Annotated in this window: 14 protein-coding genes; 3 read left to right on the top strand and 11 right to left on the bottom strand. The window is 63.4% G+C overall.

The features are described from left to right. Window positions 1-7: 7 nt before the first annotated feature. Genes CH266_RS01710 through CH266_RS01690 form a run of 5 tightly spaced genes read right to left on the bottom strand, consistent with a single transcriptional unit; the run spans window position 8 to window position 4,674 of the window. Complete coding sequence (locus CH266_RS01710; protein WP_032369048.1) at window positions 8-712, bottom strand: ABC transporter ATP-binding protein; 705 nt, start codon at window positions 710-712, stop codon at window positions 8-10. Continuing rightward, window positions 709-1,431 carry an ABC transporter ATP-binding protein gene (locus tag CH266_RS01705; RefSeq protein WP_027497863.1) on the bottom strand — a complete coding sequence of 241 codons (723 nt, stop codon included), beginning with the start codon at window positions 1,429-1,431 and terminating at the stop codon, window positions 709-711. Before CH266_RS01705 ends, CH266_RS01710 begins: the two co-directional genes overlap by 4 nt. Beyond that, entirely contained in the window at window positions 1,428-2,471 is a 1,044-nt protein-coding gene (locus CH266_RS01700; RefSeq protein WP_052056402.1) for a branched-chain amino acid ABC transporter permease, read from the bottom strand. The genes CH266_RS01705 and CH266_RS01700 overlap by 4 nt, the downstream gene beginning before the upstream one ends. Further along, the gene (locus CH266_RS01695) at window positions 2,468-3,457 is read right to left on the bottom strand and encodes a branched-chain amino acid ABC transporter permease (protein WP_027497865.1); all 990 of its coding nucleotides are present in this window, start codon (window positions 3,455-3,457) and stop codon (window positions 2,468-2,470) included. Before CH266_RS01695 ends, CH266_RS01700 begins: the two co-directional genes overlap by 4 nt. Further along, window positions 3,454-4,674 (bottom strand): ABC transporter substrate-binding protein, encoded by a 1,221-nt coding sequence (locus CH266_RS01690; protein ID WP_027497866.1) that lies wholly within the window; start codon window positions 4,672-4,674, stop codon window positions 3,454-3,456. Before CH266_RS01690 ends, CH266_RS01695 begins: the two co-directional genes overlap by 4 nt. A 211-nt stretch (window positions 4,675-4,885) precedes the next feature. On the opposite strand from CH266_RS01690, the gene CH266_RS01685 reads away from it, so the two are divergent. Both CH266_RS01685 and CH266_RS01680 read left to right on the top strand, forming a co-directional pair. After that, the gene (locus tag CH266_RS01685) at window positions 4,886-5,674 is read left to right on the top strand and encodes an IclR family transcriptional regulator (protein ID WP_032384779.1); all 789 of its coding nucleotides are present in this window, start codon (window positions 4,886-4,888) and stop codon (window positions 5,672-5,674) included. After that, entirely contained in the window at window positions 5,671-6,498 is an 828-nt protein-coding gene (locus tag CH266_RS01680) for an HpcH/HpaI aldolase/citrate lyase family protein (RefSeq protein WP_094714522.1), read from the top strand. Before CH266_RS01685 ends, CH266_RS01680 begins: the two co-directional genes overlap by 4 nt. A gap of 50 nt (window positions 6,499-6,548) precedes the next feature. Here the strand turns inward: CH266_RS01680 and CH266_RS01675 are convergent, their stop codons facing one another. Next, on the bottom strand, window positions 6,549-7,967 hold the full coding sequence (locus CH266_RS01675) for an MmgE/PrpD family protein (RefSeq protein WP_094714521.1): 1,419 nt from the start codon (window positions 7,965-7,967) through the stop codon (window positions 6,549-6,551). Further along, on the bottom strand, window positions 7,964-8,776 hold the full coding sequence (locus CH266_RS01670; protein ID WP_027497869.1) for a cyclase family protein: 813 nt from the start codon (window positions 8,774-8,776) through the stop codon (window positions 7,964-7,966). The genes CH266_RS01675 and CH266_RS01670 overlap by 4 nt, the downstream gene beginning before the upstream one ends. Window positions 8,777-8,953: 177 nt before the next feature. Between CH266_RS01670 and CH266_RS01665 the strand changes: the two genes are divergently transcribed. Beyond that, window positions 8,954-10,321 (top strand): MmgE/PrpD family protein, encoded by a 1,368-nt coding sequence (locus CH266_RS01665; protein WP_094714520.1) that lies wholly within the window; start codon window positions 8,954-8,956, stop codon window positions 10,319-10,321. On the opposite strand, the gene CH266_RS01660 is transcribed toward CH266_RS01665, so the two are convergent. Genes CH266_RS01660 through CH266_RS01645 form a run of 4 tightly spaced genes read right to left on the bottom strand, consistent with a single transcriptional unit; the run spans window position 10,318 to window position 13,068 of the window. After that, a complete protein-coding gene (locus tag CH266_RS01660; protein WP_094714519.1) occupies window positions 10,318-10,848 on the bottom strand; it encodes an LpqN/LpqT family lipoprotein in 531 nt (176 codons plus the stop codon). The two genes, CH266_RS01665 and CH266_RS01660, sit on opposite strands and share 4 nt — an antisense overlap. Next, window positions 10,845-11,792, bottom strand: coding sequence for a hypothetical protein (locus tag CH266_RS01655; RefSeq protein ID WP_094664495.1), 948 nt, complete (start codon window positions 11,790-11,792; stop codon window positions 10,845-10,847). The genes CH266_RS01660 and CH266_RS01655 overlap by 4 nt, the downstream gene beginning before the upstream one ends. Further along, entirely contained in the window at window positions 11,789-12,772 is a 984-nt protein-coding gene (locus CH266_RS01650; protein WP_094643757.1) for a hypothetical protein, read from the bottom strand. The genes CH266_RS01655 and CH266_RS01650 overlap by 4 nt, the downstream gene beginning before the upstream one ends. After that, entirely contained in the window at window positions 12,769-13,068 is a 300-nt protein-coding gene (locus CH266_RS01645; RefSeq protein WP_094714518.1) for a type VII secretion target, read from the bottom strand. Before CH266_RS01645 ends, CH266_RS01650 begins: the two co-directional genes overlap by 4 nt. Window positions 13,069-13,080 lie beyond the last annotated feature (12 nt).

The raw sequence follows: 13,080 nt of genomic DNA, 5'->3' as shown, positions 1-13,080 counted from the left end.
GGGGCTCCTAAATGCCGAGGTACGCCGCTTTGACGCGTTCGTCGTGTGCCAGTTCGGAACCGCTGCCGGTCAACACGATCGAGCCGCTCTCGATTACGTAGGCGCGATCGGAGATCGCCAGTGCCTGCGCGGCGTTCTGTTCGACTATCAGCACCGTCACGCCGGAGTCGCGGATGCGCACGATAGCGTCGAGAACCTCCGCGGCGAGTTTCGGTGCCAGTCCGACGGACGGTTCGTCCAGCGTCAGCACCCGTGGACGGGCCATCATGGCTCGTCCGATGGCCAACATCTGTTGTTGCCCACCGGACATGGTGTCGGCGCGTTGTTCCCGGCGTTCGGCGAGGATGGGGAACAACTCGAAGACCGAATCCAACGACGAGCGTACGGTTCCGTGCTTCTGCGAGTAGGCACCCATCTCGAGGTTCTCTGCTACCGAGAGGCTACCGAACAGCGCGCGGTCCTGCGCCACGTGGACCAGACCCGCCTTGACGATTCGGTCGGCACGCATACCGTGAATGGGGTTTCCGTCCAACATGATTCGGCCACCCGAGGTGGTGACGAGGCCGGACAACGCACGTAGCGTCGTGGTCTTACCCGCACCGTTGGCACCGATGAGCGAGACGATCTCGTTCTTGTCGACCCCCAGCGTCAGTCCGTGCAGAATCTCCAGCCTGCGGTAGCCGGCGTGGAGGTCGTCGATTTCGAGCATCATGCGGTCTTCTCCTCACCGAGGTAGGCCTCGACGACTCGTTCGTCGGCGACGACAGTGCGCGGGTCGCCCGAGGTCAACACAGCGCCCTCGTGCATGACGACCAAACGCTCGGACAACGCCATCACCGCTGCCATGATGTGCTCCACGAACATCACCGTCTGGCCTTGCTGATGTACGCTGCGCAACAGCTCGATCATGGGTGCGCGCTCGGCGGGGACGAGCCCGGCCAGTACTTCGTCGAGCAGAACGACCCGCGGCTCCATCGCGAGAGCCCGCGCGAGTTCGAGTCGCTTCAACCCCGCAGTGGACATGGTCGAGACCTTGCCGCCCACCTGATCCGACAGTTGGACCCGGTCGAGCACTTCGAGCGCGTGGCGTCGAGCATCTTTGCGCGACTTACGCTTCGACAGTGCGGCAATGGTGACGTTCTCGAGTACCGACATCGACTCGAAGGGGCGCATCAACTGGAACGTACGCACCAGACCGGCCCGCGCGATCTTGCTCGCCGGCCATCCGGTGATATCCGTTCCGTCGAAGATCACTCGGCCTGCTGTCGGGGGCTGCTCACCCGACAGCAGGGAGAACAGGGTCGTCTTACCTGCCCCGTTGGGGCCGATGATGCCGAGGAATTCGTGCTCGGGCACGTCGAGGCTGACCTCGCGTACCGCGTGGATTCCCGAGAAGGACTTGCTCAGGTTCTCGATGCTCAACAGGCTCATCGGTTCCACCTCTCACGGATCGTCCCGAAGATTCCCTTGGGCAGGAAGATCACGATCAGAATCAGGATCACCGAGTAGGCGGCGACGTCCAAACCGATTGTTCCTTGCAGAAATTCGAGGAATTGCGGCGGATTTCTGAGCAACTGGTTGATCAACTCGGACAGCGGCCCGATGACGGCGGCACCGATCACCGGACCCCAGATCGTTCCGATTCCGCCGATGACCGCCGGCACGATTGCTTCGACGGATACCGCCGAGCCGAAGGCCTGCTCGGGGCCGACGAAGAAGTAGTACTGCGTGTAATAGACGCCGGCGACGGCGGTCAGTGCGCAGCTCGCGGCCACGGCAATGAGCCGATATTTCATGGTATCGATACCGAGCGATGCTGCGGCTGTCTCGTCGTCGCGGGTGGCCTGGACGAACTGGCCTGCGCGAGAACGCGTGTAGAAGATGGTGCCGAGAACTGCGAGAGCAAGTATCACCAACGGGATCCAGAGGTAGTTGGCGCTGCCCTTCTCGAATTGCAGCATCCACCACGAATCACGAGGCAGGATCGGCACATTGAAGCCCTCGGTCTTGTTGAAGACCTCGAGGTTCTGTACCAACAGCAGGAACATCTGAGCGAAGGCGAACGTGGCCAGCGCGAAGTACGAACCGGCAAGCCGGTAACGCAGGCACAGATAGGCGATCAGTGTGCCCACCACAGCGGCGATACACGCGGCCACGATCATCGAGATCCACGGCGACACATCGTGTTCGACGAGCAGGAACGCACCGGTGTACGCACCGATGCCGAAGAACGCGGCGTGGCCGAAGCTGAACATGCCGCCGAAGCCGCTCATGATGTTCCAGGCCACTGCCATGATCGCGAAGATCAACGTGCGGACGGCCACCGTCTGCGCCTGCTCGCCCAGCATCAACGGCAATGCCGCGACGACGACGAATCCTATTGCCAGCGTGATCAGTTGGCGACGAAGCCACGTGTCCTTCAGTCGTGAATCGTCGTGCACCGGGGTGGGTGCGGTACCGGTCGTTGTCATCGGCGAGCTCCGTACAATCCTTCGGGCTTGAGAAACAGGACGAGGACGAACACCGCGAACACGAGGATCAGCGACCCCGTTCCGGGTAGGTAGAGCGCGCCGACCGTCTGGACGAGCCCGATGATCAGCCCGCCGACCACGGCACCGACGACGCTGCCGAGTCCGCCGAGAACGACGATGACGAACGCCAGAATCGTGAACTGCTCGCCGACCGACGGTGTGAGGCTGGTGAACGGCGTCATCAATCCTCCGGCCACAGCCACACAGGCCGCGCCGATTCCGAAGGTGAGAGCGTAGACCCGGCCGATGTCGACGCCGACGAGCTTGGCCCCCTCCGAGTTCGACGCAACTGCCCTGATCGACAAGCCGAGCGGCGTCCGCTTCAACACGGCGGTCAACGCAACGGCGACGAGCGCAGCACCGATGAACGCCACCACACGTGGCCATGATGCGACGGCCCCGAGCACGTTCAGCGAACCGTCGATCGGTGCCTGCACCGACTGTGGACGTCCGCCGAAGATCATCAGCAGCACGTTGATGATCAACAGCGACAGACCGAGAGTGACCAGCAGCGGGCCGTCGTGGCTCCCGCTGATCGTCAGCTTGGTCAGCAACGTCGCCTGCACGATCATGCCGAAGACGAACATCAGCGGAACCGCCACGAGTGTCGCAACGTAGACCGGAAGGCCTGCCGTGGACAAGGCGTAGACGATGTACATGGCCATCGTCAGCATCGCTCCCTGGGCGAAGTTGACGATGCCGAGAACGCCGAAGATGAGCGTCAACCCGACCGAGATCAGCGCGTAGACGCCGCCGAGCAGCAGACCGGAGACGACCGCCTGGGTGACCAGTCCCTGGTCCTTACCACCGACGAAATAGATGACCGCCATGACGACGACGATCGCGGCCAGCACGGGAGCACCGGGGCCGAGACCCGAGAGTCCGCGCTTTCCCGCCTTGTCGACGGTTGGGGCCGTGGACGTCATTGTCCCGCCCCTACCGGGAACTCGATTGCGTCCGTTGCGAATTCTTCGGGGAAGACCTGGGCGATCGCACCGTCGCGTACCTGGGTGACGATGACGGTCGCGTTCTTGTTCTCACCGGTTTCGTCGAACTCGATCGGCCCACTGAACGCGAGCAACGGATCCTCGATCGAGACGCCCGCAATCGCGTCCCGCAGATCCTCGGGGTCGGTCGAAGCGCCGCCTTCCAGGCCTGCCGCGATGACCTCGACTGCCTGGTAGGACAACATTGCTGCCGTTTCCATGGGTCGCCCATACTGAGCCTCGAAGCGTGCACGGATGTCGGTGACGCGGTCGCTGGTGGCATCGAAGTGGTAATTGGCACTGAGAACGCCTGCGCCGGCAGCACCGGCATCGCTCGGGAAGGAGCTGTCGTCGAACGCGCCGTTGGCAATTCCGTACACGCCCTTGACGTTCAGGTTCAACTGCTCGACCGCGCGAGCGATCAACAACCCGTCCGGGTAGTAACCGGTGGCGACGATGACATCGGGATTGGACACGGCTGCCTCCCGAACCTGGGTGGTCGCGTCCGAGAAGTTCGTTGCCGGATAGGTGATTTCCTGCACGGAGGAGATTCCCTGATTTGCTGCTTCGGCCTCGAAGGCGTCGAAGACGCTGTCGCCGAACGAGCCTTCGATGTGCAGATACGACACTCTGTCGATGGCCTGGCCGGTCTGCTCCTCGATCGCGGCGAGCGCCTTGGCACCGTCGGTGCCCATGCTCGAGGCATTCGGCTGCATACGGAACGAATACTGGTAACCCTGTTCGAGAATCTTGTCGTCCACCGCGACGTCGATGACCAGGGGCACACGAGACCGTTCGGCGACCGACGCGACGTTCTGCGTCACGTCGCTCTGGTACGTACCGACGAGGGACACGGCACCGTCGTCGATCAAGCGTTGCGCCTCGCTCTGGCCGACTTCGGCCTTGCCCTGGCTGTCACCGGACACCAGTTCGAGTGACCGCCCGTCGAGGGCTGCGATGCCGCCTGCCGCATTGATGTCGGAAACTGCCAGCGCTGCACCGTCGTTCATCAGACCACCCACACCGGCGAGCGCACCGGTGGTGGGGTGCACCGAGCCGATCTTGATCGGCCCCGAATCGTCCGAACCCGATGAGGATCCACACGCTGCCGCACCCACGACCGCAACCGCTGTCAGCACACCTACGAGCTTCTTCATTGTTGTGTCTGCCTTCCGCACCCACCGGTGCCGAGTCGAACAAGAGGGCGGAACTCGATCGTTCCGCTGAGCGCACCATCAGATTGATGACTTTTCTCGCTGGAACCGAGTATGTCATGCATCACGCGCTCAGAACAGGACCTTTCGTCAAATTCTTGTTACGGGTATGGTTCGCCCAGCGGAACGCAGGCACATCCGAAAGGTGACACATATGGTCAGCAAGCCGGTACTGGAAACATCGACAGGCACGGAGTCGGCAGATCGCGTCGCCGATGTGCTCATTGCTTTCGCACAATCCGATCGGGCCCTGGGGGTTTCGGAGATCGCGCGCAGACTCGAACTGAGCAAAGCTGTCGTTCACCGAATACTGCAATCGCTGGCGTCACGCTCGATCGTGCAGCCGGTCGTGGGAGAGTCGACATACGCCCTCGGTCCTGCGGCTATCGGCCTCGGAACCAAGGCGTGGAGCCAGCTGGACGTCAGGTCCGTCGCTGCCCCGGTCCTGCGTTCCCTGCGCGCTCAAACCCGTGAGACCGCAACTCTGTCGGTCCTCGTCGGACATCGACGCGTGTACCTCGACCAGTACGAGAGCCCGCAAGAGGTGAAGATGGTGGTCGAGATCGGGCCCCAGTACGCTTTGCACTCAGGAGCATCGAGCCGCGCGATATTGGCCTTCCTGCCCGAACGCTTTGCGGTGGAAGCCTTCCAAGAGCTGCGGGCACACTCCCCCGATGCCGACGAAAGTCGCTTCCACGCAGGACTTCAGGACATCCGAACCAATGGGTACGCTACCTCCACGAACGAGCGGAACACCGGAGCTGCCTCCATTGCGGCACCGTTCTTCGACGGGGCCGCACATGTACTCGGCTCTGTCAGTTCGTCCGGTCCGGCCTTCCGCTACTCGTCCTCGGCGGACGACGAACACATGATTCATGCCCGCCAGGTGGTCGCCGCCGCGACATCGATCACCCAGATCCTGGAAGCTCGTACAAGCCGATGACACTGTCCTCCGCCCGGTCGTTTCTCTATGTTCCTGCGGTCAAGCCCAAGCTGTTCGACAAGGCAGTACGAGGCGCGGCCGACGCCGTTATCATCGACCTCGAAGACGCAGTTCCGTTGCCGTACAAGGAACGAGCTCGCCACGACGTCGCGCAGTGGCTCGACATCACAGAGCCGACCGCCACCGAAGTGTGGGTTCGCGTCACCCCCGAATTCCTCGAGGAGGATCTCGACGCGGTAGGCAGGGTGGGGATCACCGGCATCATGGTTGCAAAATGTTCGGTGGATTCGCTCACCCATGCCGACCGAATCCTCTCCGAGAGAGGGCTCCCCGATGTCGAATTGATCGGTCTCGTCGAAACCGCCCACGCACTGCGTGCCTTGCCGGAGATGACCCACTGCAACCGAATTCGCACGTTCGGGATAGGCGAGGTCGACCTCTTGGCAGACCTGCGCATCACCCGCTCCGAGGACACGGCGACGGTGATCGACGGAATCCGCACGAGCATCGTGATCGACTGCGCTGCAGCTGGTATCGCAGCCCCGATCGCACCCACCTCGACGGACTTCCGAGACCTCGCCGGCTTCGAGACCACCACCGCACGGTTTGTCGAGATGGGCTTTCGAGCCCGAACAGCACTGCACCCCAGCCAGGTGCCCATCATCAACGCCGCACTCACACCCACCGACGAAGATGTGAACGCCGCTCGGAGGTTGCTCGAGCTGTACGACGCAGCTCACGGAGGACCGACGGTCGACGACTCCGGCCGATTCGTCGACGAAGCCGTGGTTCGTGGAGCTCGGGAAGTCCTGGCTCGCGCGTAATCAGCCGAACTACTGCACCGCCCAGCCGAGAACTGGGCGGTGCAGCGCCTCTACTGATTCTTCGATACCGTCAGAGGCGCAAGCAGTTCGGTGATGTTCGACAAGTCGCCGAGTGCATGGCACCGACCGGCCAACGCATCGAGCTCGGGCTCGCTCAGGAACTGTTGCGCGTTGCTGGTGAACTTGGCCGACACCTCCTCGAACGACAGCGGCCTCTCCGGACCACCGCGAGTCGTCAGGACTTCTTCGAAGAGTACGGAACCGTCCGTCATCGTGGCCGTCAGGACCGCAGGGAACTGATGGGGGAAAATGGCGTCGCACCGCGAATCCGGCACCACCGAGACCTTTGCCATCAATTCTCGCCGCTGCGGATCGTTGGCCAACTCGTCTGAGTAGTCCTCGAGAGCGGCACCGAGTCCCCCACCGCCCAGCAGTCCGACGACCACGGCGTACGGGCCGCTGAACTGAGCCATGTAACCGGTTGCAGGAGTGCGCTTGACCTCGATCGGTTCACCGATCGTGCGCAGGTTTGCGGCCGGGACACCCAGCTCCAATGTGCCGATGTCCTCCAACACGATTCCGCGCTTGCGTAGCGCAGCCCCTGCGTCGATGGCGGCATGGGTGAAGTGGTTGGCGGGATACGGTTTGAAGAATATGCCCGGAACCGCCCACTCGGTACCGAGTCCGGCGACTATTTCGTTTGCCCGGCCCGGTTCGTGCAACCAGGCTTGGAAGAACCCGAACCGGCCTTCGAGGACCGTCGGCGGGCCGGTGATCCCGTGCCTGGACAGTCCCGCGGCCGACAGTGCGGAATGCGCGGCCCACCCGCAGTGCATGCGCTTGACGGTTCCGCCGGTGCGGTTGGCTTCGATGATGCCCGATGCCATCGACGCCGCAATGCCCATGGTGTCGACGATCCCGGTCTCGGAAGCACCCCCGATGACGGCAGCCGCTACGGCACCACCCATCGCGCCGCAAATGGAGGTTGCGTGTTGGCCGTGCTCGAAGAACACCGAGTTCTTGGCGTCCGGGTCGAAGCCTGCCATGCCGAGCCGAACGCAGACCTCGAGGCCGATTGCGATGCCGCGCACCAGGGCGCGGCCGTCGGCACCGTGTTCCTGGGCAGCAGCCAAGGCAGCGGGAACCACGCTGGCGCTCGGATGCAGGATAGAGGGCAGATGTGTGTCGTCGAAGTCCAAGGAGTGCGCGAGCACCCCGTTGACGAATGCGGCGAGCATGGGCGGTAGCGCGACGTCGACTCCGATGGCTGTCGCCGTCGCAGTGCCACCCTGTTCGCACGCCCATGCGATGGCGGCGCGGCTGGTATCGAGGTCCGTGGCCGCGACCGCGATTCCGAGGGTATCGAGAACGCGCATACCGACCGAGGCCACCACATCTTCCGGCAGATCCTCGTATCGCGTGTTCACAGCGAACCGCGCCACCTGCTGCGCGAGGGTGAGTTCACTCATGCGGACGTCACCGCCAGAGGGCGAACCGGCGAGCCGGTTGCACCGAAGATGTTCAGCGGCACCAGCAGGAACGTGAACTCGAAGATCTCCTGACGCGACAATTCTTCGAGGTCCAACGCTTCGATGATGTAGATTCCGCTCTCCACCAACAGCACTCGGTGTGCGGGCAGGAGAGCGTGACCTCCGCCGGGGGCGAGTCGTTCGAACGCGATGGTGTCGGCACCAGCCGCGTGCACCTGCAGGGCAGCGAGCCACTGAGCCCCGGCTTCGCTGACCCCCGGCACGCCGGAAGGGCCTCCGACGTAGGGCAGGCCTTCGTCGAAGAGCTGACCCCAGCCGCTGCGAATCAGCACTACGTCGCCGGTACCGATCTCGACCGACTGTGCAGCGCAGGCAGATTCGAGATCGTCGACCGTGATCTCGTAACCTCCGTCGCAGCGACCGACACCGAGAAGCCTGGGGATGTCCAGCAGTACACCGCGCCGGATCATCGGTGCGATGGTGTGCACGCCGTGCTCCACGTACTTTCCACCGAGGCAGGACTGGCCCGCGTCGGCACCGCCGTGCAGTTTCCCGTTGTGACTCACGTGCGCAAGCGCGTCGATGTGGGTTCCGACGTGGGTACCCGTCGTGATCATGTCGTTGGCTGCACTACCGCCGTCCGACCGTGTCATGTCCCCGTGTCTACGCGGCAGCGTGTGCCAGAACTGCGGGTGATTGGGCGACTGCGGCATTCCCACTCGCAATTGTCTCCCGAGATCCACCGTGTGCACGCCCTGCTGGACGGCATCGAGGAGTTGATCGGACATTGATTGTCTCCTTCTACTCGCTGAGCGCGCCGATCACGTCAGCAATGCATTCGTTTCGCCAAGCGGAACATTGTGGAGCGACCCAGTTCACGGCTAAGCGATGTAGTCAGAGTAACAGTCCAGGCAATATCAGTTGTGTCATTGACGATCAGAGCCATCTGCTTCTAACCTTCACCGATGGACGGTTCATTGTCGTTTCGCTCAACGGAACACGTCGCCTCCGTCGCGCGGCTCGCCCAAGCAGTCGACATACTTCGCGGCCGGCCCCTGCCGGACAACCTCGTCGAGCGCGCACGGCTCGTTCTGTTGGACCTGCTGGGCGTGACACTCGCCGGGGCGCGCACCACAGAGATGACACGAGTACGCGCCCACTGGAACGCCGAGCCCGGCTCGACGCACCCGCTCGGCGGACCCCACGGCACCACGGTCGAATCGGCTGCCGAACTCGACGCTATTGCCTCGTGCTGCCTCGAACTCGACGAAGGCAACAAGTACGCCGCTGGACACCCCGCCGCGCACGTGGTGCCTGCAGCGATTGCAGCAGCGCGACGTGCACCCCAGCGGATCTCCGGTCCCACCTTCCTCACCGCCGTTGTCGCCGGATACGAAGTGGCGGCCAGGTTCGGCTATGCGCTGACGCGGAACAGTGCATGGCACACCCACGGGCATTGGGGTGCGACCGGTGCGGCGACTGCGGCCGCCGTCGTTCACGGATGCGACCGCGATGCCATTGCTGCAGCGATCGATTCGTCCGCGGCGTTGGTGCAGGTAGCGCCGTGGGCTGTGGTGCTCGACGGTAACTTTGCACGCAACCTCTGGATCGGCGGTGCGGCGCGGGCCGGTACGAACGCCGCACGACTGGCCAGTGCGGGTGTGGTGGGCAACACCGGTGCGATCGAGCATTCACTGGGCTCGATCATCGGCACGCTGGATCTGGCGAAGCTCACCGAGAATCTCGGTGAGCGATGGCTGACTCTCGAAGGTTATTCCAAGCAGCATGCGAGTTGCTCCTACACACATGCCGCCATCGACACCGTGCAGAGTCTGCGCAGCCATGCCGACTGGTCAGCCGACGACATCGCAAGGGTCGTCGTGCGTACACATTCACTGGCGGAGCCGCTGTTCCAACGCAATCCGAGCACTCGCCTCGGCGCGATGTTCTCGCTACCGTTCGTCGTCGCTGCTGCGTTCTTGTCCGACGCGATCGACGTCGACGCGCTCGATCCGGATGGTCCCACTTTCTCTCGCGCGCAACAATTCAGCGCCCGGGTCGATATCTCCTCGGCCGGCGAGTTCGATGAGCTTCTACCCGAGCGCCGGGCTGCCGAGGTGACGATCGAATTCCGAGATGGAACTGCCATGTCTGCCTCGACCCCGAATCCCGTCGGAGATGTCGACCACTTCCCTATGAGTTACGGCGGGATCAGAGCCAAAATTGCCCGCCTGGTGGGAAAAGAGGATGCAGCAGAGCTCGAAGGCATCGTCGAATCCATCTGCACGACGGATGACGTTGCTGAGGAACTGCGCAGGCTACCTACGACCTAATTTCTCCCGATACGAACTTCGTCCACGAATTCGTCTGCTGCCCATGCCAACCGAGACCTAATCCGGTCTGGCAAGGTGACCGTCAACTGGACGAGGTACTGATCGACGATGTGGTGGACCACGACATACCTGGTCCGAGCGAACAGCGTCCGACCGTCCCAGTCGTACCGACCCGCAATCGAAACGGACGGTAGACCGCAGAACGGGTCACGGTCGTAGCTGACGTCGATCCATTTCGGAAGTGCCCGGGAGTCGCCGAACCCACAAGCCAGCAGGGTCTGCGGATCGAGTGACCGCGTCAACTTTCCGGTCAAGACTGCCGCGTTGGGAACGAACCCGTCGACCGCATCTGCCGGAGAACACAGCACCGCGGTGGCGTGCGGAAACAGATGCGCAGGAACGAGATCCCACCCCGGCAGCGCAGGGAGCTCCAGACCGAACCTTGCGCATTCGTCGAGATGTACGGGCGCGAGCTCGACACCACGCTGTTGCAGAACGCCCTGCATCGATTGTTCCCGAGTTGTCACTGGACGTCCCGTCGACCCGACATCGACGCCGCTCGGTCTGCTTCGATGCGATCGAGGAATCGAGGCGGGCGCAGTAGCTCTCGCGCGTCGTCATGGGCAAGCTGCGCACGGCCCCAGGGATTGTCCCGACACCACTGCAGTACGGACAGCAGCGCGTTGGGCTCTACCTTCTTCTCGCACGCCATCAGGACCAGCACCTGATCCGTTCCACCGGCAGGGTCGCGATACACGACTCGGATGGTGGGGTACCAATGTGAATGCGACACCGCAGGATTCGGATGCGTCTGCGGCTGCAGCTCGACGATCCCGTCCCACGGGACAACCGTGATTGCAGTGGTGGCCTTCCATCCGCGGCGCCGATAGATCTCCTCCACGAGGCCATCGGGATGCAGTGAAATTCGGGTCCGGTTGACGACGAGCACACTCAGTGCGAAAAACAGCAGACATATCGGAGCGCCGAAGTGCGACATGACTACGACGCTCAGGTCGTGACGCGTTGTACTTACCCGTGCGTCTCCTCCCCAGTGGATGTAGGACAGGCCGGACACCAACGCGAATGCGAGTATTCCGCTGCGATACAACACAGTCCCCCGCCCTGGCACTGCCACGCCTCGGCCGACTCCGGCGACAGTCACCGGTCGCACGAACAGCGACAGCCGCGCAGAACCGATGCCGGACAACACCACGGCCGCTGTGAGCGGTATCAGCACCGCGAGCACCAGCGGCGACACGAGGAGAACGGTCTCCCCGGAAAGCGTCCCGAACAGGAGAACCGGAGCCACGATCGTCGCGGCAAGGACTGCAGACGAAACCCCGAGAGCTACCAGCCAACCCAGGTGAACACTGCGCCACGTCCGCACCCACAATGGATACTTCTGCGCTACCAGGCTCTTACGCAGCACGTCCTCGGTCTGGGGCGTGCGATCGTCTCTGATCTCGCTCATTTTCCTGCCGCCTCGAACAACTTCTCCACGCCGTAGCTGACGACTTGGCCCAGTGCGATCCCGGCAGCAGCGCCGGCCACCGTGCCGGGCCCCGGAAAAATGGAACCCGCCATGCCACCCACGGCTCCGAACGCCCAGGTCGTAATTGCTCCCGCGACTATCGGCGTCGCCTCGACGATCACGGCCTCGGCCGGGTTCACGCCCTCGTCGATTTTTCCCGCAATTCCGGGAATCGCACCGGCAACGACTCCGAAGACCCCGAGCCCGCGTCCGATGTTCTTGGCAACGTCGTCGACGGATTCGACACCGGGTATTTCCAGCGCCCGCCTCGTCACGGCGGCCATGCCTCCGACGACCGACGCTGCGATGGTCGACGGCCAGTCCGGCATCCAGGAGAACGACCCGTCCGGGTTCTCGACGAACTTTCCGGTGGGATTGTCGAGGGCGAGCGCGGTCAACCGCTCGGTGGGCTCGGCCAGCTGCTGCGCAGCGTCGAGAGCGACACTCTCGGCCTGGCGCAGAGCACTCTGGATGTCCTGGGTCAATTGATATGCTGCAGAACGGAGTTCGTCGGCTCGACGTGTCTTCTCTTCACCCAGGCTGTCTGGGATCAGCGCGATCATCCCTTCGGGATTCACCACACCGTCGGCCCGTACCGCGAACCCGCTCGTCGTAGCCGCGGACACCTGAGCCCGCACGTGCGCTTGGGCGGCCTCGACGATGTCGGCCGCACCTTCGAATGCGGCTCCGAGCGAGTCGATTTCACTGCAGACGGAGCTCATCCGGGAGCATTCGGCCACCACGCGATCGGCTGCGGCGCGTGCCGCCTCGCCGGTCCACGTCTCGGCCAGTGTGTCCTGCTCTTCCAAGACCCCGGTTCGTTGGCCGTTGACGCGTTCGACTATCTCGGCCAGTTCGATCATCGTCTTGCGCATCGACTGCGGCTCCCAGCCGGCGACGTGCGGCACGGTCGGGGTCATTTCGGCTGGTCTATCGCAGCGAGGCGGCGGGCAAGGTCGTCGTCGGTGATCTCGTAGTTCTGCGCGACACCACGGGCGATGTCCGCAACGCATTCGGCTCGGCCTGCCAGAGCGGCAACAGCTCCCGCAGCCGCTGCGGACGCTGCCGCACACGCTGCGCGAAAGTCGGTACCCTGCAGCGCATTCTCGGATGCTCGGAACGGGGCGAGGGTGTCCAACTCGGCGATCACCTCCCCCGTTCCCGACAGCACATTCGAGAACTGCCGCAGGATCGATGGATCCACATTCACTGTCATGACGCTCCCCCG

Origin of the sequence: Rhodococcus sp. 06-1474-1B, from assembly GCF_002258885.1 — a bacterium.
Lineage (GTDB): Bacteria > Actinomycetota > Actinomycetes > Mycobacteriales > Mycobacteriaceae > Rhodococcoides > Rhodococcoides fascians.
The sequence above is the reverse complement of the archived record's forward strand: the minus strand, read 5'-3'. Positions and strand labels throughout refer to the sequence as shown.

Excerpts from the sequence above, each read along its gene's own strand:
- CH266_RS01710 (WP_032369048.1), bottom strand. The coding sequence starts at position 712 with ATGATGCTCGAAATCGACGACCTCCACGCCGGCTACCGCAGGCTGGAG.
- CH266_RS01705 (WP_027497863.1), bottom strand. The coding sequence starts at position 1,431 with ATGAGCCTGTTGAGCATCGAGAACCTGAGCAAGTCCTTCTCGGGAATC.
- CH266_RS01700 (WP_052056402.1), bottom strand. The coding sequence starts at position 2,471 with ATGACAACGACCGGTACCGCACCCACCCCGGTGCACGACGATTCACGA.
- CH266_RS01695 (WP_027497865.1), bottom strand. The coding sequence starts at position 3,457 with ATGACGTCCACGGCCCCAACCGTCGACAAGGCGGGAAAGCGCGGACTC.
- CH266_RS01690 (WP_027497866.1), bottom strand. The coding sequence starts at position 4,674 with ATGAAGAAGCTCGTAGGTGTGCTGACAGCGGTTGCGGTCGTGGGTGCG.
- CH266_RS01685 (WP_032384779.1), top strand. The coding sequence starts at position 4,886 with ATGGTCAGCAAGCCGGTACTGGAAACATCGACAGGCACGGAGTCGGCA.
- CH266_RS01680 (WP_094714522.1), top strand. The coding sequence starts at position 5,671 with ATGACACTGTCCTCCGCCCGGTCGTTTCTCTATGTTCCTGCGGTCAAG.
- CH266_RS01675 (WP_094714521.1), bottom strand. The coding sequence starts at position 7,967 with ATGAGTGAACTCACCCTCGCGCAGCAGGTGGCGCGGTTCGCTGTGAAC.
- CH266_RS01670 (WP_027497869.1), bottom strand. The coding sequence starts at position 8,776 with ATGTCCGATCAACTCCTCGATGCCGTCCAGCAGGGCGTGCACACGGTG.
- CH266_RS01665 (WP_094714520.1), top strand. The coding sequence starts at position 8,954 with ATGGACGGTTCATTGTCGTTTCGCTCAACGGAACACGTCGCCTCCGTC.
- CH266_RS01655 (WP_094664495.1), bottom strand. The coding sequence starts at position 11,792 with ATGAGCGAGATCAGAGACGATCGCACGCCCCAGACCGAGGACGTGCTG.
- CH266_RS01650 (WP_094643757.1), bottom strand. The coding sequence starts at position 12,772 with ATGACCCCGACCGTGCCGCACGTCGCCGGCTGGGAGCCGCAGTCGATG.
- CH266_RS01645 (WP_094714518.1), bottom strand. The coding sequence starts at position 13,068 with ATGACAGTGAATGTGGATCCATCGATCCTGCGGCAGTTCTCGAATGTG.